At 71.4% G+C, this 26565-nt stretch carries 20 protein-coding genes; 8 read left to right on the top strand and 12 right to left on the bottom strand.

Features of this window, described 5'->3' with window-relative positions:
- Window positions 1-95 precede the first annotated feature (95 nt).
- The gene (locus WMF29_RS40910) at window positions 96-431 is read left to right on the top strand and encodes a hypothetical protein (RefSeq protein ID WP_437325500.1); all 336 of its coding nucleotides are present in this window, start codon (window positions 96-98) and stop codon (window positions 429-431) included.
- A 414-nt stretch (window positions 432-845) separates the two neighbouring features.
- Here the strand turns inward: WMF29_RS40910 and WMF29_RS40915 are convergent, their stop codons facing one another.
- Together WMF29_RS40915 and WMF29_RS40920 are read right to left on the bottom strand one after the other, a co-directional pair.
- Window positions 846-2225, bottom strand: a complete 1380-nt coding sequence (locus tag WMF29_RS40915) for a GH1 family beta-glucosidase (protein ID WP_437325501.1) — start codon at window positions 2223-2225, stop codon at window positions 846-848.
- Between the two features lie 47 nt (window positions 2226-2272).
- A complete protein-coding gene (locus tag WMF29_RS40920; protein WP_437325502.1) occupies window positions 2273-2476 on the bottom strand; it encodes a CopZ family metallochaperone in 204 nt (67 codons plus the stop codon).
- A gap of 242 nt (window positions 2477-2718) precedes the next feature.
- On the opposite strand from WMF29_RS40920, the gene WMF29_RS40925 reads away from it, so the two are divergent.
- Both WMF29_RS40925 and WMF29_RS40930 read left to right on the top strand, forming a co-directional pair.
- Window positions 2719-3498 carry a helix-turn-helix domain-containing protein gene (locus WMF29_RS40925; protein WP_437325503.1) on the top strand — a complete coding sequence of 260 codons (780 nt, stop codon included), beginning with the start codon at window positions 2719-2721 and terminating at the stop codon, window positions 3496-3498.
- A gap of 15 nt (window positions 3499-3513) precedes the next feature.
- On the top strand, window positions 3514-3951 hold the full coding sequence (locus tag WMF29_RS40930; protein ID WP_437325504.1) for a membrane spanning transport protein: 438 nt from the start codon (window positions 3514-3516) through the stop codon (window positions 3949-3951).
- Between the two features lie 11 nt (window positions 3952-3962).
- Here WMF29_RS40930 and WMF29_RS40935 read toward each other — a convergent pair whose 3' ends face one another.
- Window positions 3963-5189 carry an ROK family protein gene (locus WMF29_RS40935; protein WP_437325505.1) on the bottom strand — a complete coding sequence of 409 codons (1227 nt, stop codon included), beginning with the start codon at window positions 5187-5189 and terminating at the stop codon, window positions 3963-3965.
- Window positions 5190-6036: 847 nt separating this feature from the next.
- Here WMF29_RS40935 and WMF29_RS40940 point away from each other — a divergent pair.
- The gene (locus WMF29_RS40940; protein ID WP_272102360.1) at window positions 6037-6726 is read left to right on the top strand and encodes a Kazal-type serine protease inhibitor domain-containing protein; all 690 of its coding nucleotides are present in this window, start codon (window positions 6037-6039) and stop codon (window positions 6724-6726) included.
- Window positions 6727-6785: 59 nt separating this feature from the next.
- Here the strand turns inward: WMF29_RS40940 and WMF29_RS40945 are convergent, their stop codons facing one another.
- The gene (locus WMF29_RS40945) at window positions 6786-7547 is read right to left on the bottom strand and encodes a hypothetical protein (RefSeq protein WP_437325506.1); all 762 of its coding nucleotides are present in this window, start codon (window positions 7545-7547) and stop codon (window positions 6786-6788) included.
- A gap of 363 nt (window positions 7548-7910) precedes the next feature.
- On the opposite strand from WMF29_RS40945, the gene WMF29_RS40950 reads away from it, so the two are divergent.
- Both WMF29_RS40950 and WMF29_RS40955 read left to right on the top strand, forming a co-directional pair.
- Complete coding sequence (locus tag WMF29_RS40950; RefSeq protein ID WP_437325507.1) at window positions 7911-8252, top strand: hypothetical protein; 342 nt, start codon at window positions 7911-7913, stop codon at window positions 8250-8252.
- Window positions 8249-8824 carry a hypothetical protein gene (locus tag WMF29_RS40955; RefSeq protein WP_437325508.1) on the top strand — a complete coding sequence of 192 codons (576 nt, stop codon included), beginning with the start codon at window positions 8249-8251 and terminating at the stop codon, window positions 8822-8824. Before WMF29_RS40950 ends, WMF29_RS40955 begins: the two co-directional genes overlap by 4 nt.
- Before the next feature lie 194 nt (window positions 8825-9018).
- Here the strand turns inward: WMF29_RS40955 and WMF29_RS40960 are convergent, their stop codons facing one another.
- The 7 genes from WMF29_RS40960 to WMF29_RS40990 all read right to left on the bottom strand — a co-directional run bounded on the left by WMF29_RS40960 (window position 9019) and on the right by WMF29_RS40990 (window position 23425).
- Window positions 9019-9936 (bottom strand): metallophosphoesterase, encoded by a 918-nt coding sequence (locus WMF29_RS40960; RefSeq protein WP_272102356.1) that lies wholly within the window; start codon window positions 9934-9936, stop codon window positions 9019-9021.
- Window positions 9937-10246: 310 nt separating this feature from the next.
- On the bottom strand, window positions 10247-11350 hold the full coding sequence (locus tag WMF29_RS40965; RefSeq protein ID WP_437325509.1) for an alpha-hydroxy acid oxidase: 1104 nt from the start codon (window positions 11348-11350) through the stop codon (window positions 10247-10249).
- A gap of 212 nt (window positions 11351-11562) precedes the next feature.
- Window positions 11563-12594 (bottom strand): expansin EXLX1 family cellulose-binding protein, encoded by a 1032-nt coding sequence (locus tag WMF29_RS40970; RefSeq protein WP_437325510.1) that lies wholly within the window; start codon window positions 12592-12594, stop codon window positions 11563-11565.
- A 57-nt stretch (window positions 12595-12651) separates the two neighbouring features.
- Window positions 12652-14016 (bottom strand): hypothetical protein, encoded by a 1365-nt coding sequence (locus tag WMF29_RS40975; protein WP_437325511.1) that lies wholly within the window; start codon window positions 14014-14016, stop codon window positions 12652-12654.
- Window positions 14017-14245: 229 nt separating this feature from the next.
- Window positions 14246-19984, bottom strand: coding sequence for an AAA family ATPase (locus WMF29_RS40980; protein WP_437331217.1), 5739 nt, complete (start codon window positions 19982-19984; stop codon window positions 14246-14248).
- Between the two features lie 466 nt (window positions 19985-20450).
- Window positions 20451-21875: a YncE family protein gene (locus WMF29_RS40985; RefSeq protein ID WP_272102349.1), complete on the bottom strand. Its 1425-nt coding sequence runs from the start codon at window positions 21873-21875 to the stop codon at window positions 20451-20453.
- A complete protein-coding gene (locus WMF29_RS40990) occupies window positions 21872-23425 on the bottom strand; it encodes a YncE family protein (RefSeq protein ID WP_437325512.1) in 1554 nt (517 codons plus the stop codon). The genes WMF29_RS40985 and WMF29_RS40990 overlap by 4 nt, the downstream gene beginning before the upstream one ends.
- A 562-nt stretch (window positions 23426-23987) precedes the next feature.
- Here WMF29_RS40990 and WMF29_RS40995 point away from each other — a divergent pair.
- On the top strand, window positions 23988-24851 hold the full coding sequence (locus tag WMF29_RS40995; protein WP_437325513.1) for a fibro-slime domain-containing protein: 864 nt from the start codon (window positions 23988-23990) through the stop codon (window positions 24849-24851).
- A 96-nt stretch (window positions 24852-24947) separates the two neighbouring features.
- On the opposite strand, the gene WMF29_RS41000 is transcribed toward WMF29_RS40995, so the two are convergent.
- The gene (locus WMF29_RS41000) at window positions 24948-25280 is read right to left on the bottom strand and encodes a hypothetical protein (protein ID WP_437325514.1); all 333 of its coding nucleotides are present in this window, start codon (window positions 25278-25280) and stop codon (window positions 24948-24950) included.
- A 131-nt stretch (window positions 25281-25411) separates the two neighbouring features.
- On the opposite strand from WMF29_RS41000, the gene WMF29_RS41005 reads away from it, so the two are divergent.
- On the top strand, window positions 25412-26536 hold the full coding sequence (locus WMF29_RS41005) for a S8 family serine peptidase (RefSeq protein WP_437325515.1): 1125 nt from the start codon (window positions 25412-25414) through the stop codon (window positions 26534-26536).
- Window positions 26537-26565 lie beyond the last annotated feature (29 nt).

The following is a 26565-nucleotide window of genomic DNA, read 5'->3' on the forward strand; positions in this document are numbered from 1 at the left end:
AGGCTCGCGCCCCCGGGTTCCACGGCGCCCAGGAGGCCAGAGCACGGCGACCGGGCGACGGGCGACCTGCGGACGACAAGAACGAAGGAACAGGAATGAGCGACAAGACGAATGAGGAGATCTACAGGGCGTATCTGCTGGGTTACGCGTGCACCGGCGACGCTTCGAAGGTCGCGGTGCTCCAGGACGCGCGCCCGCTGACGTCGGTGATCGCCGCCGCGCTCGCCCTCGCCGAGCGCGACCGCCAGGCGAGCGAGCCGCCTGATACATGGGATTCCCTGTCCGGGCGCCTGCAGGCCATGTTCGATGAGTTCGACCCGCACGGGTACGACCTGGCGGGCGGAGGCGACGAGTCGCTCGAAGACGAGGACGAGGACGAAGAAGAAGACGACGACGAGGACGAAGACGGCGACGAGCCGATCGCCTCCTGAGGCGCTCCTTCGAGGCACGGACGCGCAGCGTGCGCCGGTGACACGGCCATTCGCCCGGCGAGCCCGGGCGAGTGGCCGTTCCTCACACCGCTTTCGCTCTGCGGGCGGCGGAGATCACGACCCTCCCCTCGGCCTTAACCAAGCTCGCGCCGCGTTCTCCTACATCCGAACGTTTACGTAGTCGTAGTCGTAGTCGTGGTCGTGGTCGTGGTCGTGGTCGTGGTCGTGGTCGTGGTCGTTCACGGCCTGCCGTTGACGACCACGACCACGACCACGACCACGTAAACGTTCACGTTCACGACCACGTTCACGTTGGTGACTGGTGGTGGGGGCAGCATTCATGCCCTGAACGTGACCGAACGAGCCTCGTTAACGCCACAGATCATCGAGGCGCTGCGCGCGACGCGGCCCCGCTCATCCCCCGAGGGTCGCGCCGTTCGAGGCGATGACCTCACGATACCAGTGCGCCGAGTCCTTGAGGACCCGCCTGCCCGTCGGGTAGTCGACGAAGACGAGGCCGAAGCGGTGTTTGTAGCCGTGAGCCCACTCGAAGTTGTCCATGATCGACCAGTGGAAGTAGCCGTTCACGACCGCGCCCTCGGCGATCGCCCGGCGGAGCTCGATCAGGTGGCGCGCCATGAAATCGATGCGCTGCGGGTCGTGCACCTTCCCGTCGAGCGAGATCCAGTCCCGGGTGGACAGGCCGTTCTCGGTGATCACGATGGGCCGCTTGTACCGCTCGTAGAAGAACCTGGGCCCCCAGTAGAGGCACTCGGGGGTGACCGACCACTCGAACGCGGTGATCGGGTGCCCCACCGGGTGGGGCACCACCTCGGCTGCGCCGTTCGCCCCGGCGCGCACCGGGACTCCCCAGTAGACGTTCACGCCGCAGAAATCGACCGGCTGGGCGATGATCTCCATGTCACCGCTCCGGACCTCGGGGAGCTCCTTCGCGAACAGGCGGAGCCCGTCCTCGGGATACCTGCCGAAGAACACGGGATCCATCCACCACGTGTTGGTCCACGTGGTCCGACCGTTCACCGACCACGTGGCCGCGCGCGCCGCCTCCAGATCCTCCGGCGACGAGGACGCGGGGTATTTGACCTGCGCGACGGGCGCATAATAGACGTTGCATTTCCCGGGGCTCGACGCGCGGATGGCCTGCACCGACTTGCCGTGCGCGAGCAAGACGTGGTGGCAGAGCCGGAGCACCTCGGCGAAGCGCAGCCGGTCGCCGGGCGCGTGGCGACCCTCGTAGTGGCCGGCGCCGGCGAACACCTGCGGCTCGTTGAGCGTCATCCAGTCCTTCACCCGGTCGCCGAGCTTCCTGACCACGACGCTCGTGTACTCGGCGAACCAGTCGGCGCTGTCGCGGTTCAGCCACCCGCCCTTGTGGTAGAGCGCGAGAGGAAAGTCCCAGTGGAACAGCGTGACATGGGGCTCGACGCCCGCCTCGAGCAGCGCGTCCACGAGGCGATCGTAGAACGCGAGCCCGCGCTCGTTGACGGCGCCCGTGCCCTCCGGGAGGACGCGAGGCCACGAGATGCTGAGTCGATAAGCGCGGAGGCCGATGTCGCGCATGAGGGCGACGTCCTCAGGGTACCGGTGGTAGTGGTCGCACGCGACGTCGCCCGTCTGGCCGTTCCACACGGCGTCCGGCTTCTTGCAGAACATGTCCCACACGGACGGCCCCTTGCCGTCCTCGTACGCGGCGCCCTCGATCTGGTACGACGCCGCGGCGGCGCCCCACAGGAACCCTTCCGGAAAGCCCTCTTCGCTCTGCTGTCGCGTCATGGTGGCCGCCACCATACCAAAGGCGGCCGAGCTCCGGCACCGCGGCGTCAGCCGGCGTCGCGCGCCTCGTAGCCGGCCTCGCGCACGGCCGCGAGGAGGGCCTCCTCCGTCGCGCTCCCCTCGACGACCGCCTCTCCACGCTCGAGGCTCACCTCGCTCACCCGCGTCACGCCAGGGACCTTCGCGAGCGCCTTCGAGACCGCCTGGACGCAGTGGCCGCACGTCATCCCTTCGATAGCGATTCTGTGCATCTCCCCCCCTATGCCCGCTCGAGGTGGCAGCGTCAACGAGGGCACGCGGCGCGCCAGCGCGGAGCGCCGTCGATGCAAGAGTCCTCCGGAACCGCCCAGGAGGTGGCCTCTCCAGCGCTCTCCGGCGCTCCGCTGCTGCGTGGTTGCGCCAGCTGCATCGGTCGCGTCGGTCGCGTCGGTCGCGTCGGTCGCGTCGGTTGCATCGGTTGCACCGCCCGCGTCCCGGTGATGTTCTCTCGAGCGTGACGGCTCTCGAGCACACGGCGCTTGTCGGCCACGGCGGCGTGCACATCATCGAGGGCGCCGGGGGGACGCGCCGCCATGCGCTCCACCTGGTCAAGCTGGTGGTGCCGGTCGAGGGTCCTCTCGAGATCGAGGCCGAGATCGGGCGGCCGTTCGAGGTGCGCGCGCCCGTGCTCACCGGCGCCGGGGTCGCTCATTCCATCGGATCTCCCGGCGCGACGGTGACGGTCTTCCTGGCGCCCGACGGGCTCGGCGCCGGCGCCCAGGCGGCCGCCCGCGGGCGGGTGCTCGCCCTCGAGGGCGCGCAGGCCGAGCGGGCGCGCGCGGCGGCGCGCGACGTGCTCCGCAGCGGGCTCGATCACGCGGCGACGCACGAGCTCATGAGGACGTGCGCCGCCGCGTTCGCGCCGGGCGGCCCGCCGGCCGATCGCCGCGTGCTCCGCGCCATGCGCCGCCTGACGGAGCAGGCGCCGGGCCGCCCCGCGCTGGGCCCGCTCGCCGCCGCGGAGGGCCTCTCTCGCTCGCGGCTCTCCCACCTGTTTCACGGCGCGTTCGGACACCCGCTGCGCGACTACGTGACCTTCCTGCGGGTGATGACGGCCATCCGGGCGCTCATGGAGGGCACCCCGCTGGCGCAGGCGGCGCTCGCCGGCGGCTTCCACGACCAGGCCCACCTGGCGCGCGCGGTCGTCGCGACGCTGGGCCGCACACCGGGCTCGGTCGCTCGCAGCCACTTCGTACAAGCCACAGCCACGGCCGGGGCCATGGTGATCCCCTGAACCCAAGGAGGATCCATGCCCCCCCGCGCTGTCGGCGCAGCCCGCGTCGCCCTCGGCCTCATCGTCCTGCTCGGCGGCATCAACGGATTCGTGCGCATCGTCCCGGTCCCCGAGCCGCTCCACCCGTTCATCCAGCTGCTCGTCGACAGCGGCTACATCCACGCGGTCAAGGTCGTCGAGATCGCCGCCGCGGTCCTGCTCCTGCTCGACCGCCGCCGCCCGCTCGCGCTCGCGCTGTTATGGCCTGTCGTGGTGAACATCGCCCTGTTCCACCTGCTGCTCGACCCCCGCGCCGGCATCAACGCCGTCATCCTTCTCGGCCTGCTCGGCGCCCTCACCTGGCATGATCGCCGCGCGTTCGCGCCGCTGCTCGCCGAGGGGCGCTCCGGATCGCGCGCCCGCGCGCCGATGGACGGCGACGCGGCGCGCGGAGAGCGCGCCTCGCCCGCCTAGAGCCCGATCACCTACGGCGCGCTGTCCTGGAGCACGCCGTCGGGCACGAGGCGGAGCGAGCGAACCGCGCCCTCGCGCGCGAGCAGGAGGGCGCCGAGCACACCCGCCTCGCTGCCCAGCGGAGAGGCGACGACCGGCACGTCCGCGCCGCGGACGGCGTGGCGCGGCAGCTCCTCTCGCACGCCGGCGAGGAGGATGTCGGGCGCGGCGAGCAGCTCGCCGCCCAGCACGACGAGCTGGGGGTTGAGCAGGTTCAGCAGGACCGCGATGCCGCGCGCGAGCTGCGTGCCCGCCTGGTGGAAGATCGCGCGGGCGCTCTCGTCGCCGGCGAGCGCCGCGCTCGCGATGGCGCTGACGGCGTGCGGGCGAGCGAGCGCGGCGAGCTGGGGTGAGCGCGCCGACGCCGCCTCGGCGGCGCGCCGGAGCGCCATGACCGAGGCGAACGTCTCAAGACATCCGCGGCGCCCGCAGCCGCAAGGCGGGCCGTCGTCCGCAATGCGACAATGGCCGATCTCACCGCTGTACCCCTGCATCCCGAAGAACAGGCGTCCATCGGCGACGAGGCCCGCGCCGACGCCGAGCCCGACGTAAATCCACACATACGACGCCTGCCCCCGCGCCGCGCCGAGCTCCCCTTCCGCCACCGCCGCCGCCTGAGGCAGGTTGTACACAGGCACCTGCATGCGGAGCGCGCGGCTGAGCTCCGCGCGCACAGGGAAGCGCTCCCAGCCGAGGTTGGGCGCAAGCACGCAGACGCCGCTCGGCCGCTCGATGAGCCCAGGCAAGACCGCGCAGGCGCCGCGCAGCCGCTTCCGCGGCACCCCGCTCAGCTGCAGCACCTTTGGCAAGAGCTCGACGATATCGCGGACCGTCCGGTGCGGATCGCGCAGGACGGTGGGCTGCTCCAGGCGCGCCCGCAGCCGCCCGCGGGCATCGGCCACGGCCACGGCCGTCTGCTCGACGCCGATCTCGATGCCTAGGAAGGCGGCGCTGTCGTCGTTGAACTCGAGGAGCCGCGCCGGGCGCCCGCCGCGCGATTCGCTCCCGACATCGCGGACGCTGCCGCTGTCGAGGAGCTCCTCGATGATGGCCGAGACCGTCGGCTTGGTCAGCCCGCTCAACCGCGCGAGGTTCGTGCGGGAAATCGGGCCGTGCTCTTGCACGAGGTCAAGGACGAGGGAGCGGTTGAGCTCCCGAGGGGTGCGGTTGTTCGCCGTCTTGTCGCTGGCACGGACCATTCGAGCAAAACCAGACTTAGCCGTCCTCGTGCAGCAAAAGCAAGGGGGGTCGCAACCGAACTGTCACGAAAGCGCGCGCGGCGAGCGCTCGTGGTCTCCCGCGCTTCCCCGCTCCTCACGCGCGTCACGCGCGCTTCCCGCTCCTCCCCGCCTCTCCGCCACGTCTTCCCGCTTCCTCTCGCTCACCGCGCATCGCCGCCTCGACGCCCCCACCCCGCGGCGCGTCAGAGCTGCTTATGTCAGCATCACAATCGCCGCTGCCCGAGACGGCCACCGCGCAGCGCCCCTCCGGCCTTCCACGTAGCAAACTGCCCCGCTTCGGGGGATGGGCTCCTACAGCCCGCACCTCCGTGTGGCGGAACGCCGCATCGCGCCTTGTGAGGTAGAAACAGGGTGCGCGCGCTCCGCTCGGCGTTCGACCCGCCCGGACCTGGCGATCGCCGCGCTCCCCGCTCCCACGACGCCGCAAAGTTCCGCGGCGGGCGGGCTCATCTCTTCTCGCAGGGAACACCGATTGCAGACGGCCATGAACAACAAGCGGTGGATGACAGACGGCAGACGCTCATCGGCCATCGACGTCCAATGAACGACAAACGGCAAACGCGGGAAGCGAGCAGACATCGAGTCGATGTGCGCAGACGCCGTGGGGCGTGAAGGAGAGCGATCGTCGAGGCGCTGGAGTCCTGACATGCCGACGCACTGTCGTCCCAGGTCGAGCGAGGGCTCGAGGGGTTGGAGGACACGGCGACATCGCGCAGCGACGCTTTGCCCAGCTCGCGCGCGATGCGCAATGCCGAGGAGACGCCCGGAGCGCCGGGCGGCATCCTCACGAGGAGTTTTCACGATCATGAAGATGGCAGACGTTCTGGGTGCAGTGTTCGCTGTGACGCTCGCCGCCTGCACGGCGACATCCGATGAGGTCGCTGATGCAGAGGAGACCGGGGCCGACGAGGGCGCGCTCGGGGTGAGCGACGTGGCGGCTGCACCGGCGACTTCCGAGCACGAGAGCCGCTTCAGCCTCGCGCGGCCCGGCGCCATGTGCGGGGGCATCGCCGGCATACGCTGCGCGGTGGGCCTCTATTGCGACTTCGCCCCCGAGGCGAACTGCGGCGCGTACGACCGGAGCGGCACGTGCGCGCTCATGCCCGACGCGTGCCCGCAGGACTACGATCCGGTGTGCGGCTGCGATGGCCGCACGTACAGCAACGGCTGCGTCGCGGCCACGGCCGGCGTCTCGGTGAGGAGCGCGGGGGAGTGCGGCCCCACGATCGTGGGGGTCGGCGAGAGCTGCGGCGGCTTCACCCTCGGCGGGCCGCGCGTGTGCGGCGAGGGGCTCTACTGCAAGTACGCGCCTTCCGCGATCTGCGGGCGCGCGGACGCGTCCGGCAGATGCGCGGAGAAGCCCGATGTCTGCACGAAGGAGCTCGCGCCCGTGTGCGGCTGTGACGGCCAGACGTACGCCAACGCGTGCACGGCGGCCGCGAGCGGCACCTCCGTCGACGCGCGGGGCGCGTGCGTGGACGCGCCGATCGAGTGAGCGAGATCGCCGCCCCGCTCCGCGGCTGCTCGAGCGCGAGGAGCGCGGGCGGCGCGCGGTCACGGCTTCTTCTCGACGGATTGCACGTCGAGCTGGATGAACTGACCGTTGAACGGCTGGGGCGCCGGGGGGACGCCGTCCACGACCAGGTGCTTGAAGTTGGTGATGCTGATGTCATTCGGGTCCTCGCCCTTGAAGGACACCTTGGCTCCGCCCCGGATCGGAATGGTCTTCGTGTGGTCGATCTTGAACGTGTCGTGCCCCACGTTGGGGCTGTCGTTGAGCCAGTAGACCTCGGCCGGGTCGGAGACGGAGATGCTGTAGCGGTTGTACTCCCCGTGGTCGGGTGCACCGCCCACGCGGAAGTGCATGCCGTCCGACGTGCCGCCCTTGTAGGTCTCCGGCTCGACGACGCCGCGGAGCCGGACGGTCACCAGATAGACCGTGTCGGGCGAGCCGCCGAACGTCTTTGTCGCGTCGACCTGCGCCGAACACGCACACTCGTCGCTGTTGCCCGGGTCCCGGTCGCACGGCATCTCCCAGCGGAAGCCGTCGATGCTGTCGGCCGCGGCGAGCAGGTTCTCTTCTTCGCCGCCGCCGCTGCCGCCGACCCCGCCGCTGCCGCCGCTGCCGCCGCTGCCGCCGGCCCCGCCGCTGCCGACGGAGCTCGCGCTGCTGGAGGCGCTCGCGCTGCTGGAGGCGCTCGTGCTGGCTGCCGTCGAGGCTCCCCCGCCCGAACCCGCAGCGCCGGTCGTGCTGGCGCTGGCCTGGTCGTCCGCGGGCGGGTCGTAATCGGAGCCGCAGGCGAGAAGGACCATCATCGCAGGAACCACGATCAAAGAGATTCTCATTTTACACCAGTCCGGCGAGGGCGCCGGCAGTTGAGGCTCGGGACGCGAAACGTCGTTGCCTTGGTATCACGGCTCGTTCGCGTGGCCATGTCAGGGTCGTGAGCGGTCCGGTGCACTACCGGACGAAGCCAAAGGAGGACGTGCGGCCGACAATGTGAACGTTCACATGACGGGCGTCAACGCGAATCGACCGACCCGCGGGGTTCCTCGAGCGTGCGGGGGAGCGCGGACCGAGGACATGCGGACATGGGCGTGCGCTCGCGGTAGGATGCCATGGCGCCCGGGGCGCCGCGATCCGCCGCGCCGCCTTCGCGCTTTGCAGCGAGGTTGAACGTGAGATCCTGGATCTCTGCCCGTCGAATCCTGTGCGTCCTCCTGCTCGCGCCGCTCGTCCTCGGGATGGGCATCAGCGAGCAGGAGTTCCTGTGCGAGAACGCGGCTGCGCATCTCGAGGAGTGCTGTCCGTCGTTCTCCGCGACTCCCGCGCTCTGCCGGCAGAACGTCGGCTGCAACGGGGACGAGGAGCTGTGGCTCACGGCCGACGAGAGCCGGTGCATCCAGGACAGGGAGTGCGGCGACCTCGTCGCGAGCAACGTCTGCGAGCAGGCCGCCACGCGCATGAAGCTCGCCGAGGGCGGGAGCACGGGCGTCGCGCGCCCGGTGGTGTGCCAGTGAGGCGGCGTATCCGCTCATCGAGGCGACGATGGGGCGTCGCGGCCGCGCTCTCCGGGCTCCTCGCCCCCGCCCTCGCCAGCGCGCAGGCGCCGCAGCCTCCTCCGGGGGCGCCCGCTCTCGAGGGCCCGGAGGGGTGGAGGCGCGGCTTCGGCGCCAAGTTCTACGCCGGGGGCTCGTGGCAAAGCTTCTATTCCCTCGCCATCTATGGAGCGAGCTTCGGCGCCGCCGCCGGGGGCACGCTCGAGCACGTCGCGCTCTGGGGAGGGTGCGAGGGCTTCGTCGGCGTCACCGAGTTCGGCCTCCCCGCGCGCATGATCCGCCCGAGCTTCGCGGTGGAGACCCACCTCGGCGATTTCCGGCTCGGCGGAGGCGCTGGCATGCTCGTGCTCGCGGTGACCCGCGCGACGTCAACGTCGTCGATGACCTCCGCGGCGTTCGGGTTCAGCGGGCACCTGAGCTACGACCTCGTCACCCTCGATCAGCACGCGATCTACCTCGAGGCTCGGATGAACGTCGATCTCGCCTCGGCGATCCTCTGGGGGCCCTCGGGAGCCCTGGGCTTCCGCTACTAGTTCTACCTACCAGGAGTCCGCCCAGGGATCCGGAGAGATATTTCAACGCAAAGACGCAAAGGCGCAAAAATACGAGAGATTTATTCTTTTTGCGCCTGTGCGCCTTTGCGTTGAAATCTCTTTTCGCACGCGAGGCAGATCGCTGGCAGGATTTCAAACCCGCGCAACCAGCGACGGCCTTGGGCGCCGCGGCGCTACGGCTCTCCGCCGCCGGCGCTCCCCTCGCCGTGCCGGTGCACCCGCGCCCGCCGCTCCCGGTTCCTCGCCACCTTCGCCGCGCGGCTCGCCATGAGCTCCGGCGACGGCTTGCGCCCCAGGTGCGGCGCCTGCTCCGCGTGGTGCTCGTCGAACGACCCCGGCTCGCTGCCGAGCTCGAAGATCGCGACCTCCCGCTGGCCCCGCTCGCCGAGGCGCAACGGCATCACCGCCGCGCCGATCCCCGCCCCGACGTAGACCGCCCCCTGGCCGGGCTCCCCCCGCTTGCGCGTGCCGTAGAGCCCGTGAATGTACCGGTGCCCCGCGATCTTGCCGATCGAGAGCTCGTTCAGGCGCGCGACCGTCACCTGGCCCGCGTGCGTGTGGCCCGACAGCACCAGCGGGATGCCATGGCGCCAGAGCCCGTCCGCCTCCTCGGCGATGTGCGAGAGGCCCAGCGTCGGCAGGTCGCGCCGCACCCCCTTCACCGCCTTCTCGAGCGACGCATGGCCGGTATACGCGTCGTCGAGCCCCACCACCTGGAGCCGCTCATGGCCCAGCGTGATCACCGTGCTCGCGTTGCAGAGCACCGCGGCGCCGCCCCGCTCGAGCGCGCGCTTCACCGCGTCGGCGCCCGACCAGTGATCGTGATTCCCCAGCACGGCGATCACCGGCGCCTCGAAGCCGCGCACCACCTCTTCCAGCTGATCGAGGTAGAGCTGGCTGTGACACACGAAATCGCCCGTGAGCACGACGAGATCGGGCCGCTGCAGGTTCGTCAGCGCGACGGCCGCGCGCTGCACCCGCACCGACGTCACGCGACCGACATGCTGATCCGTCAGGTGGGCAATCCGGAGCGACGACACCTGATCGAGGTAGGCCGCCGGCCCCGCGAAGCGCCGGAGCCGAATCCCCATGGTCGGGTCCGCCCCCTCGGGCGCTGGCGCCCCCCCGGAGGCGCCAGCGCCTCGCGTGAAGAGCCTCCGCCACCGCTCCCTCGCAGGTACTGCGCTGCTCACGATGGCCGAGTGTAAGGGTGAGGCCGAGTGGCCGCCACCTTTTCTTTCGTCGAAGACGCCTTGACACCTCGGTTCAGCGGAGCGCAGCAATCTGTCTACATGGGTTACATGGGCGACTTGAACGCCGTGATCGTCGCCATCCGCCAGGACGCACGCGGGGACAGCGCCGATCTTGGAAAACTCCGCGCTCGTGCGACTCAGGCATCCATCATAGCGCCCGAGCTCGTCGGATCAGGTCGCGATCGATGGATGCCAGGGTAGGACAGCCGGCGAGCGCCATGGCGATCGAGAGCTCATCGCGCAACCCCGCGAGCACGCGCGCGACGCCCTCGCCGCCGAGCGCGGCGAGTCCCCACAGGACTGGGCGTCCGACCAGCACCGCGCGGGCGCCGAGCGCGATGGCCTTCAGCACGTCGGTACCCCACCGGATACCGCCGTCCATCAGCACCAGGCACCTCCCGGCGACCGCCTCGGCGATCGCCGGGAGCACCTCGATCGTCGCGGGGGCGCCGTCGAGCTGCCGCGCGCCGTGGTTGGAGACGACGACGCCGGCCGCGCCCGCTTCGAGCGCGCGGACCGCGTCGTCGGGCCTGACGATGCCCTTGAGCAGGAGGGGGAGCCTCGTGAGCGAGGCGAGCCACCCGACGTCGCGCCACGTCAGCGAGGCGTCGTGTCGCGAGGCCACGTAGGACGCGAGCAGAGAGCCCCGCTCCTCGGCCGGCGCGGCCGACGCGGCGTCGACGAGGTTCGCCATCACGAGCCCCTCGGGCAGCGCGAAGCCGTTGCGTACGTCCGCTATCCGGCGGCCGAGGACCGGTGTGTCGACGGTCAGCATGAGCGCCCGGTAGCCGGCGGACTCGGCCCGCTCGACGAGGGCGCGCGTGAGGCCGCGATCCTTGTGGACGTAGAGCTGGAACCACTTCGGCCCTGAAGACGCGTCCGCGACCGCCTCGAGGCTCGTCGTCGAGAGGGTGGAGAGCGTGAAGATGGTGCCGAGCTCGGAGGCCGCCCGCGACGAGGCGATCTCGCCGTCGGGGTGCGCGAGGCGCTGGTAGGCCGTCGGCGCCACGAGGATGGGGAACGGCACCCTCGTGCCGAGCACCGTCGTGCTCATGTCCCGCTCGGCCACGTCGACGAGGACGCGGTGATGGATCTCGAGGCGGCGGAAGGCGCGCCGGTTCTCGCGGAGCGTGCGGCCCTCGTCGGCGCCCGATCGGTAGTAGTCATAGGCCATCTTCGACAGCCGGGCGCGCGCTGCGCGCTCGAAGTCGTCGACGGTGAGCAGCGACGGGGCGGGGCGAGGGTCTTGCACGGTGTTCTCCTGGAGATCCCGGCGGCGGGTCCGCCCGCAGGGGGCGGTCATCCTACCAGCTGGCCCCGCGACGAGCCGGCCGGCGAGCGCGCTTCCCCGCAGCCAGGGCGCGGTCGCGGCGCCCGTGTGCGCTCGGCCGCGCCGCGCGAGGGGCGCGGCCACCACCGGGCCTCCGGGCGGCCGCGCTCGAGCAGGGGGCGCAGGCCTCGGGCTCAGTTGCAGGCGGGGAACTGCGCGCTCGCGGGCTGGTTTCCGGCCTTGAGCTCCAGCATCGCTTCCACGGTGGAACCGTTGATGTCGGTGACGCGGACATGGTACGGCGCATTCCCCATGTTGCCGTCGCCGACGACGAAATAGTTGTACGGCTCCCGCGTGGCCGTCTTCCACGTGCCGTTGATCTCCACCTCCAGCTTCTCGATCGGGTGCGCGTGCCCCTCGACGAGGATCTGGTTCCAGTTCTTGTTTGTCGGCTCCTTGAGCCGGAAGGAGACTGCACCCGTCGTCGGGCACGGGATGTACCGCCACGAGATCTTCCCCGCCGCGCCGCCGTGGGTGGTCCCCAGATACCCCTCGCGCTCTTCGCCGATCTTGAGAAAGGCGTTCTTGCTGAGATCGATGTGGCCCGCAGTGCACTTCGGGTTCGTGGCGATCGGGCACTGGTCCACGACCATGGCCTGCACCTTGCGCCCGTCGTCCCGGGAGACCTCGACGCACGCGCCGCACATCGCCGCCGCGTTGTAGTCGGCGGTGTTCATGGCGGCGAAGAACTTGCCTCCTTCGAACGGGACGTGCCCGACGACGTCCGGGTTGCGCCCTACGATCGGATAGCTGCAGTTCACCTCGGTCGAGCCCATGTCGAGCGTGTAGAAGGTGACGGAGCCGTTCTCGTACGCCGCGGGATAATCGCAGCTCACCGCCTGCTCGCCGCCGGTCGCCGCCGTCGTGGTGGTCGCGCCGGTGGCCGTCTCGCCGGGCTCGCCGCTGCTCGTCGACGTGGCGCTGCTCGTCGTGGAGCCGCCGGAGCCAGCGCCCGCGCCCGTCGTGACGCCGCCGCCCCCTGCCCCTGCGCCGCTCCCGGCGCCGGCGCCGACCGCGCCCGCGCCACCCGGCCCGCCGGCGGCGGACGAGGCGCTCTCGGCGGTGCCGGCGTCACCGCCGCCGCCGTCGCTGCAGCCGGCGACGCCAAGCGCGATCAGCGACACGAGCGGCCATGAAATGCCCTTGGGCAGATAACCTAGCTTCATCTCGACTCCTTAAGATTTACGATAGGGATGGATTCGCGAATCCACGCGGTTGGCTTATCACGGCCCCGCGGCGCGCTGCTCGATGAAGGTGCCGGCCGGCGTCGTGTACGCGATCCATAGCGAGCCGCCGCGATCCGCCTCGATCGCCACGTGCTTGAACGACTTGCCCTCCACCGCGACGCAGCGCGGGTGAAACCGCCCTTCGCCGTCGAGCTGCCCGAGCTCGAGCGCGTGGCGCGCCCCGGGCTCGCGCGAGACGGGTCGGACCCGGGCCACATGGATCGGCGAGACGCCCTGCGTGGCCGCGATCGGCGCGGGGCTGAGCCCGTTCGGGTAGAGCGACCAGACCGCCGGCATGTCGTCGCGCGGCGCCTCGTCGATGCGGATCGCCGCCATGCCGAACGCCGAGATGTCCTTGGCCGCCGGCAGCAGCACGTACGCAGGCCCGGCGGCGCCGATGGCGAGCGCGCCGCCCATCCTCGATTCCCCCGCGTCGCCGACGAAGACGACCGCGTCGGGGCCGAGCTCGAGCTTGCCTTCCGCGGTGAGCCCCAGCGTGCGGGCGTGCACCGGCGTCAGCGCCGAGCGCGCGTCGATGTACATCGCCAGCGCGCCTCCCTTCCAGGGCGACAGCGCGACGAAGGTGGCGCCGCTGCCCTCCTCCGAGAGCGGCACGGCGGCCCTGTCGTCGAGCACCGCGAAGGCCTGCGTCACGGCGCCCTCGCTCGTCTTCCGATCCGAGAGAAAGGCGAGCAGCGTGTGCCCTCCGGGCAGGGCGACGGCGGAGATCCCCGTGCCGCGGCGCCCGGCGCCGATGGGCGGTCCCTCGCCGCCGCCGAGCGGGGTCCTCCGGATCGTGCCGCCGTGATCCATGCAGTACACGAACCGAGAGGCCACCGCGCACGCCGGCCACGAGGCGCGCTCTGGATCGCCGCTGCCATCCCCGGCGTCGGGCGCGGCCTCCGCGGGCGGCGAGCCCGGCGCGGTGAGCCCGCCGAACGACGGCGCGACGTGCTGCGCCACGCCGTCGCGGTTGAAGATCACCCGGAAGTCCGCGCGCTCCGCCTCGTCCGGAGACCACAGCAGCGCCGGCCCCCGGAGCGTGAGCGAGAGCGGCCCTCGGCGCAGCTTGCAGCCCGCGCCCAGCGCGGCGGCGTCCGGAGCTGCCGCGTCTGGAGCTGCCGCGTCTGGCCCTGCTGCATCTGCCGCTGCTGCGTCCGGTGCCGCTGCGTCCGCCACCCCCGCGTCCATCGACGGCGCGCTCGGGGCGCTTGCCTCGCTCGCGGCGGGCGCAACGGAGGGCGCCGGCGCGGCAGCACCCGCGTCGGGCGCCAGCCCGGCGCCCGGCGTACCCGAACCGTCACGGCAAGCGGCGAGCGCCGCCAGCACGAGAAGGCGCGCGCGCAGGGGGGGATAGCTCACCACCGCAGCCCGACTCCGAGCAGGGCCAGGATGTTCCCCGAACGCATGCGAAAGCTATCGGGCGGACGGCGTGTAGCGTCAACCCGGGAAGCATCGCCGGATGCCGTGTCGGCCCGTGGAACCCATGGGGAATCCACGCGAAGAGCGAAGGATGGTGTTCTCATCACCTCTGGCGAGCCGGTCGCGCGAAGAAGAAGAGCGTTATGGCGGATCGAACGATCCCAAGACGTCACTGCCTGAGCTGCCTCCCTGAGGCGCATGATCCTATCGAATCGTTCGAGAAAGCCGGCGCGCGCGGCGACACCGGCGCTCCAGCGCCGGGGAGCTCGACGGTGAACGTGGCGCCGGCGCCGGGCGCGCTCTCGACACGGATCGAGCCGCCGTGCGCCTGCGCGATCTGGCGGCTGATGTAAAGGCCTAGCCCCAGCCCGCCGTAATGCCGGTCGGACACGGCGCGCTCGAAGCGATCGAAGATCCGCTCCTGGCGCGCCGGGTCGACGCCGATCCCGTGATCCTTCACGGACAACCGCGTTGTCCCGGCCTCCTCGCCGAGCACGATCTCGATGGGCTTGCCCGCGCCGAACTTGATCGCGTTGGCGACGAGGTTCGTGACAATCTGGTCGACGCGGGAGCGATCCCAGAGGCCCACGTTCCGGCCGCTGGTCCTCAGCGAGACCGAGCACCCGGCGCGCGCCAGATCGAGCTCGAACCGCGCGATCACGTCGCGCACGACCGCACCGAGGTCGACCTCCGCGACGTCGAGCGAGACCCGATCCGTGTCGATCCTCGAGACCTCGAGGAGCTCGCTGTTCAGGCGGGCCAGGCGCATGGCCTGCCGCAGCGCGCGGTCGACCTGCCTGCCCATCGCCGGCTCGTCGCAGGGCCGACCCGAGCGAAGGCTCCGATCCATGGCCTCGAGCGAGAGCGTGAGCGACGTCATCGGCGTGTTGAGCTCGTGCGTCGCCACGGTCAGGAACTCGTCCCGCATGCGGATGGCCTCCTGGGCAACGCGGTACAGCCGCGCATTGTCGATCGCGAGCGCGGCCCTGTGCGCCACGTGCCGGACGAGCTCCAGGTCGGCCTCCCCGTAGCGGCGCCCCGGCGCGGACGAAACGACGCTCAGCGCCCCGATCGGCCGTCCCCGCGCCATGAGCGGCACCGCGATGGCGCTCTGCACCCCGAGCTCGCGGATGAGCCTCGCATGCTCGTCGTCTTCGCAGTATTTCCGGAGCTCTTCCTCGCAGCACCCGGATATCAGCAGCGGCTCACCACACCGCAGCGCCCTGGCCGCCGGATGGGGCGAGTCCAGGGCAGGAGAATACCGCCGCCGTAGCTGCTCGAGCAGCGGTTCCTTCGCAGGATCCGTGTGCGCCCAGATGCTTCGCCGGATCTGCTCGCCTTCAACGACGTCGGTGATGCACCAGTCGCAGAGCGATCGCACCGCGAGCCGCGCGACACGCGCCAGCGTCTCCTCGTAATCGAGCGACCCGGAGAGGATCTCCCCGGCCTCGGCCAGGAAGGCCGCACGCCGCTCCGCCGCCTCGGCCCCGGTCCTCGCGGCGTGTTCCTTGGAGAGAAGCCGCGCGTTCTCCAGGGAAATCGCGGCCTGCGCGGCGAGCAGCGACAGGGCGGTGAGCCGCTCCGGCGGGAACGCGCCGGCGAGGAGGTCGTTCTCGAGATAGAGCAGGCCTGCCACCTCCGCCTGCCTCAGGATGGGCATGCAGAGGACCGATCTGGGCTTGTGCCGCGCGAAGTACTCGTCGCCGGAGAACTTGCCGGCGAAAGCCTCGGTAGGACTCAGGATGACGCGCTCCTTCGTTCGTTGCGCGTAACGGACGAGCGACATGGGGACGCGCTGTGGAGCGCCTTCCGAAGAGCACGGGAGGAGGGTCTTCACCTCCCCGCTCTCCTCCAGGATGGCCTCGGCTCCGATGGAGAGGCGCTCGTCCTGATACAGGACGAGACAAGCTCGCTGCGCGCCGCCCTGCTCGAGGACCACCGTGAGCAGCGTCCTCAGGAGCTTGTCGAGGACGATCTCGCCCGAGATGGTCTGGGACGCCTTGACCATCGAGAGCTGATCGAGCTGCTCGAACCGCGTTGCAAAGGAGGCGGTCGGGGCGAGCGGCCTCGCGTCCCAGAGACGCGGATTCTGCTGATCGATGTGCCGGACCTTGCCGTCCGCCCCCCAGCGGACATAGCAGGCGCGGGCCTCGCGGAGGTAGGTGTCGGCGATCAGCTCGAACCGTCGCTCGCGGTAGAACCCCGACGCGATCTCGTAGGCCAGCGCCTCGTCGTGGACGAAGCCGCTCGCGCGCGCAGCGCCGATCGCCTGCTCGTAGAGCTGGGCCGCGTCGTCCCATGCGCCGCGGAGGCGCGCGATCTCGGCGCCGATCAGCGCCGCCCGGTCGCCGAAGTTCTCGGGGCAGCTCTCCGCCCAGGTGTCGATCTGCCTCTGGTGGGCGGCGAGCGCCTCGAGGTGCAGGCGCCGCTCGGCGGCGACCGCCGCGCGGCAGCGCGCCGCACGCACGAGCGCTCCATAGAAGTGGTACTCGGCCACCTCGAAGAACGAGCCGGACGTCCAGAGGAGCGGCCGCGCCTTCTCGGCGGCCTCGAGCGAGCCGTCGAGATCGCCCGCGTGGAAGCGCGCTTGCAGCTTGCGTATCCAGTACCAGCAGGCGGCGATCGCGAGGCGCGGATCGCCCTCCAGGCGCTGCTCGAACCGGCGCTCGTCGAAGTCGGCGTCGTTGAACGAGGAGGGATCGGGCAAGAGGCCCCGGAGGGCCCGGATGAGCCTGAGCTGCGCGGTGACGATGTCGACCTCGAGGCCGAACCGCGCCCGCTGCACGAAGTCGAGCGCGCGCTCGGCCTCTCTCTGCACCTCGCAGAGGGGCTCTCCCGCGGCGAGGAGGATCGTGATCAGGCAGCTCTTGTTGTACGACGCATACGTGAGGTCCCCGGTCTCCTGCCCCGCCTCGAAGCCCCGTCGCAGGAGCTCGACGCCGGTGCGCATGTGCCTCACCCACGGGTTGACCCGGTGCCCGAAGCCCAGGTAGACGCGGGATTTGAAGCGCAGGGCCCCGCGGCGCTCCAGCAGGTCGAGGCCGAGCCTGGCGAACCGGTAGGCCATGCGGTAATCGCCGAAGCGCGGCCCGAGGAGCATGCCGAACCAGGTGTACGCGAGGCATGATGCGTCGCTATTGCCATGCTGGAGGCTGAGGTTCGTCATGCGCGTCACGACGAGGCAATTCAGGTTCGCGTCCGTGAACAGGGCCGGCGACTGCGCGTGGGTCAGGACCTCGAGAATCGCGCGGCACTCCGGGTCCGTCATCCGAGGTGAGTCGATGAGATCCTCGACCGGACGGCTCCCGAGCAGCTCCCAGACTCGCTCGTATTCCTTCCGTACCTCCTCGTCCGTGGGGTGCGGCGACCACGCGATGCCGACGCGGCGGAGGTAGTCGAGGCCCACGTCGACGCCGCGATCGCTGCGGTCCATGGTCGTGTAGAGGCCGAGGCGCACGCACGTGACGGAGCCCAGATCGACGAGGCTCGCGGCGCGGCGCGAGAGCGCCGAGAGCCGCTCCTCGGCCGACGAGAGATCGCCGGTGAGGTACTCGCACTCGGCCCGATGGAGCTCGAGCTCGAAGGTGAGCTCGTACCGTCGCTCCCAGCAATCCTCCGGGAGCAGCGCCCTGCCGACGGCGAGATACCTCAGCGCCAGAGCGCAGGCGTTCGACCCCCTGGCCCGCTTGCCCGCGATGAGGTTGAGCTCGGCCACCCGCTCGCGCTCCGCCCGTGAGCTGATCAGCGGAGCGCCGCGGTCGAGCTGATTGACGATCTCGAAGATCTTCTCCTCGACCTCCTCCGGCGCCGCGCGCGACGCGAGCAGCCGGCCGACTCCGAGGTGCATCGCCGGCCGCTCGTCTTCGGGGATGAGCGAATAGGCGGCCTCCTGGACCCGGTCATGGAGGAACCTGTACGAGACGTCCCTGCGCAGGACCAGCCCCGCGCGGACGGCATCCCAGAGGTCCGCGTGTGTCTCCTCCACCGATCTTCCGCGGACCATCGCGAGGAGGTCGACGTCGGCGGTGCTTCCGAGACAGGCGAGGTGCTTCAGCGACTCCTGGGTGCCCGGAGGGAGCCGCACGAGCTTGCCGACCATCAGGTCGATCACGTTGTCCGTGAAGCCCTTTTGGCGGATCTTCGCCACGTCCCATCGAAAGATCTCGGCGCGGTCGTCGAGCTCGATGAGCCGCTCCTCGTGCAGCGCGGTGAGGAACTGGATCGCGAAGAAGGGGTTGCCGGCCGTCTTCTCGTGGACGAGGGCCGAGAGCTGCGCGGCGTCCTCGCTGCGGCAGCGGAGCGCGTCGCCGACGAGCGCGCCCAGCTGCTCCCGGGAGAGCGGGCCGAGCACGATGTCCGAGACGCGCGCGCCGTCCTTTCGCGCCTTGTCGAGCGCCACCATGAGCGGGTGCGAGGGCGTCACCTCGTTGTCGCGGTACGCGCCGACGAAGAGGAGGTGGCGCACCTCGGGGTGGGTCACCAGATCCTGGAGGAGCCCGAGGCTCGCGGGGTTGGTCCACTGGAGATCGTCGAGGAAGAGCACGAGCGGGTGCTCCTTCCGGGCGAACGCCCCGATGAAGCTCCGGAACACGACGCGGAACCGGTGCTGCGCCTCGGCCAGCGGGAGCTCAGGGACCTGCGGTTGCCGACCGATGACGAGCTCGAGCTGCGGGATGACGTCCACGATGAGCTGTCCGTTGGGCCCGAGCGCGTCGAGCAGCCGCTGCCGGAAGGCCGCGATCCGGTCCTCCGGCTCGGCGAGGATCTCGCACACGATCTCCCGGAAGGCCTGGACGAGCGTGAAGTGAGGGACGCCGCGTTTGCATCGTTCGAACTTCCCCGAAAGAAACAGGGCTCGTTCCCGGATGATCGGCTTGCAGAGCTCGTGGACCAGGGCCGACTTTCCGCTGCCGGAATAGCCGGAGACCAGGACGAGCTCGGGGGCTCCCGTGTCCGCGACGCGCTCGAACGCGCGCCGCAGGGCGCTCACCTCGCGCTCGCGGCCGTAGAGCTTCTGCGGGAGCTGGACGCGGCCGGAGACGTCGCGCTCGCCCAGGGAGAACGGCTCGATCCTGCCGCACGCTCGGTGCTGCGAGAGGCACCGCTCGAGGTCGTGCCTGAGGCCGCGGGCGGTCTGGTAGCGATCCTCCGCCATCTTGGCGAGGAGCTTCAGGACGATCGCCGAGAGGACCTCGGGCACCCCCGGGACGACCGCGGAGGGAGGCGGCGGGGCGAGGGCGACGTGGCAATGCACCCACTCGAGCGGATCCCGCGCCTCGAACGGCAGGCGCCCCGTGAGCATCTGGTAGAATGTGACGCCGACCGCATAGAGATCTGCGCGGCAGTCGACCGCCCGGTTCATTCGCCCCGTCTGCTCCGGAGACAGGTACGGCAAGGAGCCTTCGATGAGCCGGGGAGTCCCCACCGGGGGCTGCTCGCGCGGGAGCCGGGAGGCAAGACCGAAGTCGGCGAGCTTCACCTCGCCAGTGGTCGCGTTGACGAGGATGTTCTGGGGCTTGAGGTCCTTGTGGAGGATGTCCCGCTGGTGGAGCTCCGCCACGCAGGTGACGAGGCGGACCGCGAGCTCGAGGAACCGCCCGGCGCTCATGGGCGCGTCGATGACGATGAGGCGATCGAGCGACTCGCCGCCGAAATCCTCCATGACGAGCGCCGGCAGCCCCTCGAACGTCTCCAGGGCGAGCGGCTCGACGAAGGCCTCGTGGCGGAGCGTCTTGCCGATCGTGTACTCGCGCCGGAGGCGCTCGATGTCCTGCGAGCAGCCGCTCCTCGGGTCGATGACCTTCAAGATCACCGGCCGGCCATCGGCGTTCCGGACCGCGCGAAGCAGGCGAGTTCTGCCGCCCTCGTGGAGGGTCCCGGAGATCGTGTATAGGCAGGGAGCGCGCATCTCCTCGGGCAGCCTCACGAGGACGACACGCCTCGAAGCGCCGGCGCCGGTCGGCCGGGTGGAACATCGGTATCGTCGGCAAACCCCGAATTGCCGAGCCCGTGTGCCGCCCCGAGGGGACTCAGCCACACGATCGGCCTGCGCGCGCGCGCGCGGCTCCCGCCGGACACCGCGCCGCCGGCCCCATGCTCCCGCGATCGTACCAACGTCAGGTCCCTCCCGTATCGATATCGTATCGATACCACGACAACCCCGCTGCGCTCGTCCCTGGGCGGCCGGCGCCCGGCAGGAGGGGATTCATGAAGCGATCGGTCGGCTGCTCGGGCCGCGGGATCACCGGACGGGCGGGCCGGCGCCGGAGATGTCCGTCACCCGCGCGCCGCGGAACCTCGGAGTCACACGCCGGCCCTCCAGAGGAGCTACGGGCGCGCTCCGCGCCGAGCGCCGCCCGCCGCCGCGGCCGGGCTTACTGCTCGAGCACCGTGATCGACCGGTCCCAGTACGACGCGACAACCGCCCGCGCGCCGTCCTTCGAGACCGCCACGGCGCACGCGCCCTTGCCCGTGGGCAGCGACGCGACGACCCGCGGCGGGTCGCCCGCGATGACCGCGACGCCGCTGCCGACAGGCGGCCACTGGGTCCCGCCGAGCGCCACGAAGAGCGTCTTCCGGTCGGGCGACGTCACGCCCGTCAGCGGCACCCCGCGGAGCGGGAGCGTGCTCTTCACCTCCATCGTCGACAGGTCGATGACGCTCGCGGTCCGCGCCTCGGCGTTGAGCGTGATGCCGTACCGGTCCTCGTCGAGCAGAAAGCCCGCGGTCGGCCCGACGCCGACGGGCGTCTTCCTCGTCTCGGTCACCCCGGCGACGCTCAGCAGGATCGCCGTGTTGGACAGCCGATCAGGGAAGAACACGGCGCCGCCGTCCCTCGTGATGTCGCCCTCGCGCGGCTCGCGCCCGACCGCGATGCTCCGCCGGGTCGCGCCGAACGGCGACTCGCTCGGATCGAACAGGTCGATCCACGCGCCCGCCGGCCGGCCCGCGTGCGTCAGCGCGCCGAGCGCCGCGATGTAGGGGCGCCCCTCGGCCTGCACGAGGAACAGCTGCCCCGTGGCGTGCGGGAGCGTGATGTTCGCGAGCCGCACCCCCGTCGGCAGCTCGAACTTCGTCACGCGCTTCGTGTCCGTCGTCGCCGCGACCACCGTCCTGCCGTCCGGCAGCGCCACGATGTCGCCCGGCGTCCGGCCGACGTCGAGCAGGACCGGATCGCGATCCCACGCGGTCGTGTCCATCACCGGGATCCGCGCGGCGTCCTCGTGCCGCAGCACCGCGACGTAGCGGTCGAACAGGAGCCGGATGTGGTCGCCCTGCGCCGGCATCGACGCCTTGTGGATGAGCTCGCCGCTCTGGAGCTTGTACTCGCGCAGCGAGGCGTCGTCGGCGCTGACGTAGATCGACGCGCCGCTCGGGTTGAAGACCACGTCGAGCGGGTGCACGTCCCCGATCCGGAACTCGCGGGCACGCCAGCGGCCCTTCTGCTCCGCCGGGGGCGGCGCGGGCTCGGCGGCGTCGGGGCCGAACGCCGCGGGATCCGGCGCGTCGTCAGGCGTGTCGCGCGCGGCGCGCGAGGCGGCGCCCTCCGGCGCGAGCGCGGTCAGCGGCGGCGCCTCCCCGACGGGCGACTTCAGGCTGGTCAGGGTGGCGATGATCACGGCCGCGACGCCGCTCGCCACGGTCACCGCGGCCCGCGCCAGGCGCGGCTCGCGGCCGGAGAGCGACCCCACGGAGCCGCGGTGGCCCTCGCCGAGCCACCCCTTGCAGGCGCGGCACTTGCGCGCCCCCTCGACGATCCGCGCGCCGCAGCTCGGGCACGGGACGCGACGCTCGCTCATTGCAGCACCCATGCGACCTTGGCGCGATCGCCGAGCGCGAGCGCCGAGCCGCCGTCCGGGGCGAGGCGGACCCGCGTCGGCTCGCCGCCGAGCGGGTGGACCTTCGCCGCGTAGCTCTTCAGATCGACCAGGGCCACCGAGCCCGCCCCGTCGCCGCTCAGCGCGACGACCGCCTGCGCCCCGTCCGGAGCGACGGCCATGTCGAGCGCGCGGCCGGGGAACGTGACGGCGCGGAGCAGCTCGCGCTTCGACAGATCGAAGACCTGGATCGCCCGCCCCTCGTTGCACCGCACGATCGCGCGCCGGTCGCTCCGGACGAGCGCGATCTGCTCCGGCTCCCGGCACGTCGTGATGCGCGCCTCCTGCCGGACCGCGCCCGACGGGAGCCAGGTGAGCGGCACCAGGGTGTTCTCGGCCCGGAGGGCCACGAAGCCCGCCGAGCCGTCGGGGATCATGAGCGCGCTCGCCGGGTTGCCCACCATCGAGGTGCGCACGCGATCCTGCTCCGAGCCGAGCCGGCTCGGGTCGAACGGATAGGCGACGCCGCCCGCCGGCTCGCGCTGGCCGGGCAGCGGGAGCTGGCCCGTCGTCGTGATCGCCCGGCTGCCGCTGTCGTCCACGGCCACGGGGCCCACGGCGTCGTCGCCGAACTGGATGCGCTCGATCTCGGCGTGGTACTCGGTCGCGAGGATCGCCACCGCGTGCGCCGCCGGCAGCGAGGCGAGCGCGCGCCGGCCCGAGGCGCCGACCTGGATGTCGCCCACGGCCTCGCCGAGCTCGATCGTCTTGAGCAGCCGCGTCGTGGCGGCGTCGATCACGTAGATGCGCGAGGGCGCGGTGGCGTAAACGACGTCGCCCACGCGGTGCAGGCGCCGGACGTGGGGCGCCTCGGAGACGAGGCTCAGCGCCTCGCCGGTCCGGGAGCTGCGCACCTCCAGGCCGGCGGACAGCGCGACCACGAAGCGGTCGCGGTCGAGCGGGAGCGCGTCGAGCGCGTCCTTGGGGAGCGAGAAGGGCCCGGCGATCGAGGGCGCGTGCGCGTCGGCCAGGTGGCCGACGTCGTTCGGGCGCTGCCAGACGCAGCGGCCGAGCTGGCACGACTCGCCGCTCCAGCACGGCGCCCCGCACACCGGGGCCGGGGGAGCGACAGGCGACGCGGCCCTGGACGGCGCGAACCGGTGGGGCGCCAGGTAGCGGAGCGCGCCGCCGGTGCTGATGAGCCCCAGGATCGCGCCGATCGTGACGAGCGGGCGCCAGTGGAGGGCGAGCCAGCTCGCGTCCTTGGGGGCATCGGGGATCGAAGGCGCCGTCGCTGGCCGCCTGGGCGCGTCGGGCGGCTCCCCGCACTCGGGGCAGAGGGCGACCCCGGCGGCGATGCGCTCGAGGCAGACTGGACAGACCGCCTGGCCGGCGCCGGCGCCGGTCGATCGCCGGGGCAGCGGCTCCGTCCACGGGACAGGCACCGGGCTCGCCTCGGCGGCGTGGCGAGCCTCCCGCGCATCAGCGTCGCTGGAGCCGGGCTCGATATCGCTCCGCGTCTCGTGGTCCACTGCGCACCTGCGTCTCTTCCGAGTCCGTGACGAGCGGTCCTCGCGTAACCCGAGCGTGCCCGGAAGTCGAGCCCCTCGTGCCGGCGCAGCCGCTCCGGCGACGTGGCCCAAACCACGAACGACCCGCGCCGTGGACGAAACGACGTGGCTGGAGATCCCACCGCCGCGAAAGACGCCTCGCGCGGCGGGCGAGGGTCGCCGGCGCAGCCGAGGGGAACATGGTTGTGGCCGTCAGCTCGGGAGTCGGCCGGCGGACGCCAGCTCGGGAGTCGGCCGGCGGACGCCGGGTGGCCGAAGCGTCGGTATCGCCGAATTGACGTGCTCCCCGCTCCCGGGGCGCCTGTGCGCCATGACTCGTCCGACGAACACCGTCGAAAGAAAATGTCAGCACCATCAAAAGAATAGGCACATTTGCCGGGTGCAATTCCACCAGATAACGCACCACGTCAGCCCGCCGGGAGGACGTTATCATGCTAATTTGCCGCAGGGGTCTTGGGACGGCGTTCTTAACACGAGGTTGGCGATGAAAAAGACGGCTGGGTGCGTGGCGGCGCTTGCGCTTATGGGTGTGCTGAGTGCGTGCAGCGCGGTGGACAATCAGGGGAACAGCAGCGGAGGCGATACGTCGTCGCAGGCAGCTGGGCCCGGCGGGACGACCGGCGGGCCCGGCGGGACCGGCGGGCCCACCGGGACGGGCGGCTACGATGACAGCTTCGGCTCGGTCAACCCCAGCGTCGGCAGCAGCGGTGTCGGCGGGAACCCCGGGGACGACCAGGAAACCGGCAAGTCGTGCGACGGCAAGTTCACCGGCCGGGTGCGCGACTTCCAGGAGGCGCACCCCGACATGGAGCCGCAAGACGAGGGCAAGTGCGTCAACTGCGACGATCACATGATCGTCACGGACACCCTCGGAGAGGACCTGAAACCCGTCTATGCCGGCGCGGCCGACGGCACCAGGACCACGACCGGCAAGGAGAACTTCGACGTGTGGTTCCGCGACACCGAGGGCGTGAACATGCCGATGAACCTCACGCTGCAGTTCGAGGACCCCGAAGGCGACGGCGTGTGGACGTACAACAACCGGGAGTTCTTCCCGATCGACGAGGCGCTGTACGGCAACGAGGGGCGGCCGCACAACTACCATTTCACCTTCGAGATGCACATGGGCTTCCAGTACAAGGGCGGCGAGCAGTTCACGTTCGCCGGCGACGACGACGTCTTCACGTTCATCAACGGGAAGAAGGTGGTCGACCTCGGGGGCATCCACGCCGAGGAGCTCGAGGTCGTCGACCTCGACGAGCTCGGGCTCGAGATCGGGAAGACGTATCAGCTCGACTTCTTCTTTGCCGAGCGCCACGTGACCGACTCCCACTTCCGGATCGACACCTCGATCGAGTTCCTCAACTGCGGCATCCAGGTCAACTGACGCCGGCGAGGGGCGCGCGCCGAGCCGTCGTCGCCTCCCTTCGAGCCACCAAGCCTATCCGAAGCGCCGCGGCCGAGCGCGCCTCCCGCCGCGCGCTCAGCCGTCCGCCGGCCTCGGCACCGTGACGAGCCCGTACGTCCCTGCGCCGCTGACCTGGATCCACGCGCGCACCACCTGGATCGACCGCCCCGCCCGCGCCACGGCGGCCACCGCGTCGCCGAGGTCGCGCGCGCACGCGGCGTGCAGGTCGTCGGTCGTCTCGTGATCCTCCGCGGAGCGGCGGATCCAGACCGCCGTCGACGGCATCGCCGCGCCCTCGTGCCTGTCCTGCCAGCGCCTGCCGACGAGGTGCGCCCGCAGGAGCTTCCTCGCTTCCGGCGGCGTGTCCGGGTGGAGCTCATACACCATCGTCGCGATGAACGACCTCATGCGCCCGAGCCTGCCGGAGCGGCGCGCGCCCGTCCAGACGGCGCGCTGCATGCGTCCGCCGGACGAGCGGGCGGGCTCGCGCGGAGTTCCCGCGGGCGGGGGCGGCGGAACGGTGAAATAGTGTCCCGCCCATGCCTCCGAGCGACCTCGACCCCAGGCGTATCCTGCCCATCGCGGACCGGCTCCACGCGGATCCTGGCTACGCCGGCCGCGGCGTCACCATCGCCTTTCTCGACTCCGGCTTTTACGCCCACCCGGACCTCACGACGCCCCGGAACCGCGTCCTCGCCTACCACGATCTCTTCGCGCCCGAGGCGGGGCCGTCGGCGCTCGAGCACGGGGACACCTCGTCGTGGCACGGCATGATGACCTCGGTGGTCGCCGCCGGGAACGGCGCGCTCTCCGACGGGCGCTTCCGCGGGCTCGCCTGGGAGGCGAACCTCGTGCTGGTCAAGGTCGGCTTCGCCCACCGCATCGTCCACGACGACATCCGGCGCGGCATCGAATGGGCGATCGCGCACCGCGAGCAGTACGGGATCCGTGTGCTCAACATCTCCTGCGGAGGCGATTACGAGGAGTCGTACCTGACCGGGAGCCTGTCGCGCGCCGCGGACGAGGCGACCCGGCACGGCATCGTCGTCGTGGCCGCCGCGGGCAACGCAGGGCACGACCCGGGGCACCGCGTCCTGCCGCCGGCGAGCGCGCCGAGCGTCATCGCCGTCGGGGGGCTCGACGACGGCGGCGCAGGAGAGCAGACGTGGAACTACCACTCTTCGTACGGCCTCACCCTCGACGGGCTGCAGAAGCCGGAGATCATCGCGCCGGCGATCTGGCTGGCGGCGCCCATCCTGCCCGGGACGCCGACCGCGGCGCAGGCGCAGCTCCTCTCGATGCTCGACAGCGCCCTGGACGAGGAGCTGCCCGGGCTGCTCGTCGAGCACGCGTGCGTCGATCCGGACCTCGACGCCATCGCCGGCCGCGAGCCGTACCTCGTGCGCCAGCTCGCGGCGGCCAAGCTGCGCGATCAGAAGGTGATCTCCGGCCATTACAAACACGTGGACGGGACGAGCTTCGCCGCGCCGATCGTGAGCAGCGTCGTGGCGCAGATGCTGGAGGCGAACCCGCGCCTCTCCCCGCAGCAATGCCGGCGCATCCTGATGAAGACCGCGCGCGGGCTGCCCGGCATCGCGGCGGAGCGGCAGGGCTTCGGCGTCGTGCAGCCCCGCGCCGCCGTGGCCGCCGCGCGCGCCGCCTGAGCGGCAGGCCCGGCGGCGAGCCCCTCTCC

The sequence above is a fragment of the Sorangium sp. So ce381 genome (assembly GCF_051473845.1).
Lineage (GTDB): Bacteria > Myxococcota_A > Polyangia > Polyangiales > Polyangiaceae > Sorangium > Sorangium atrum.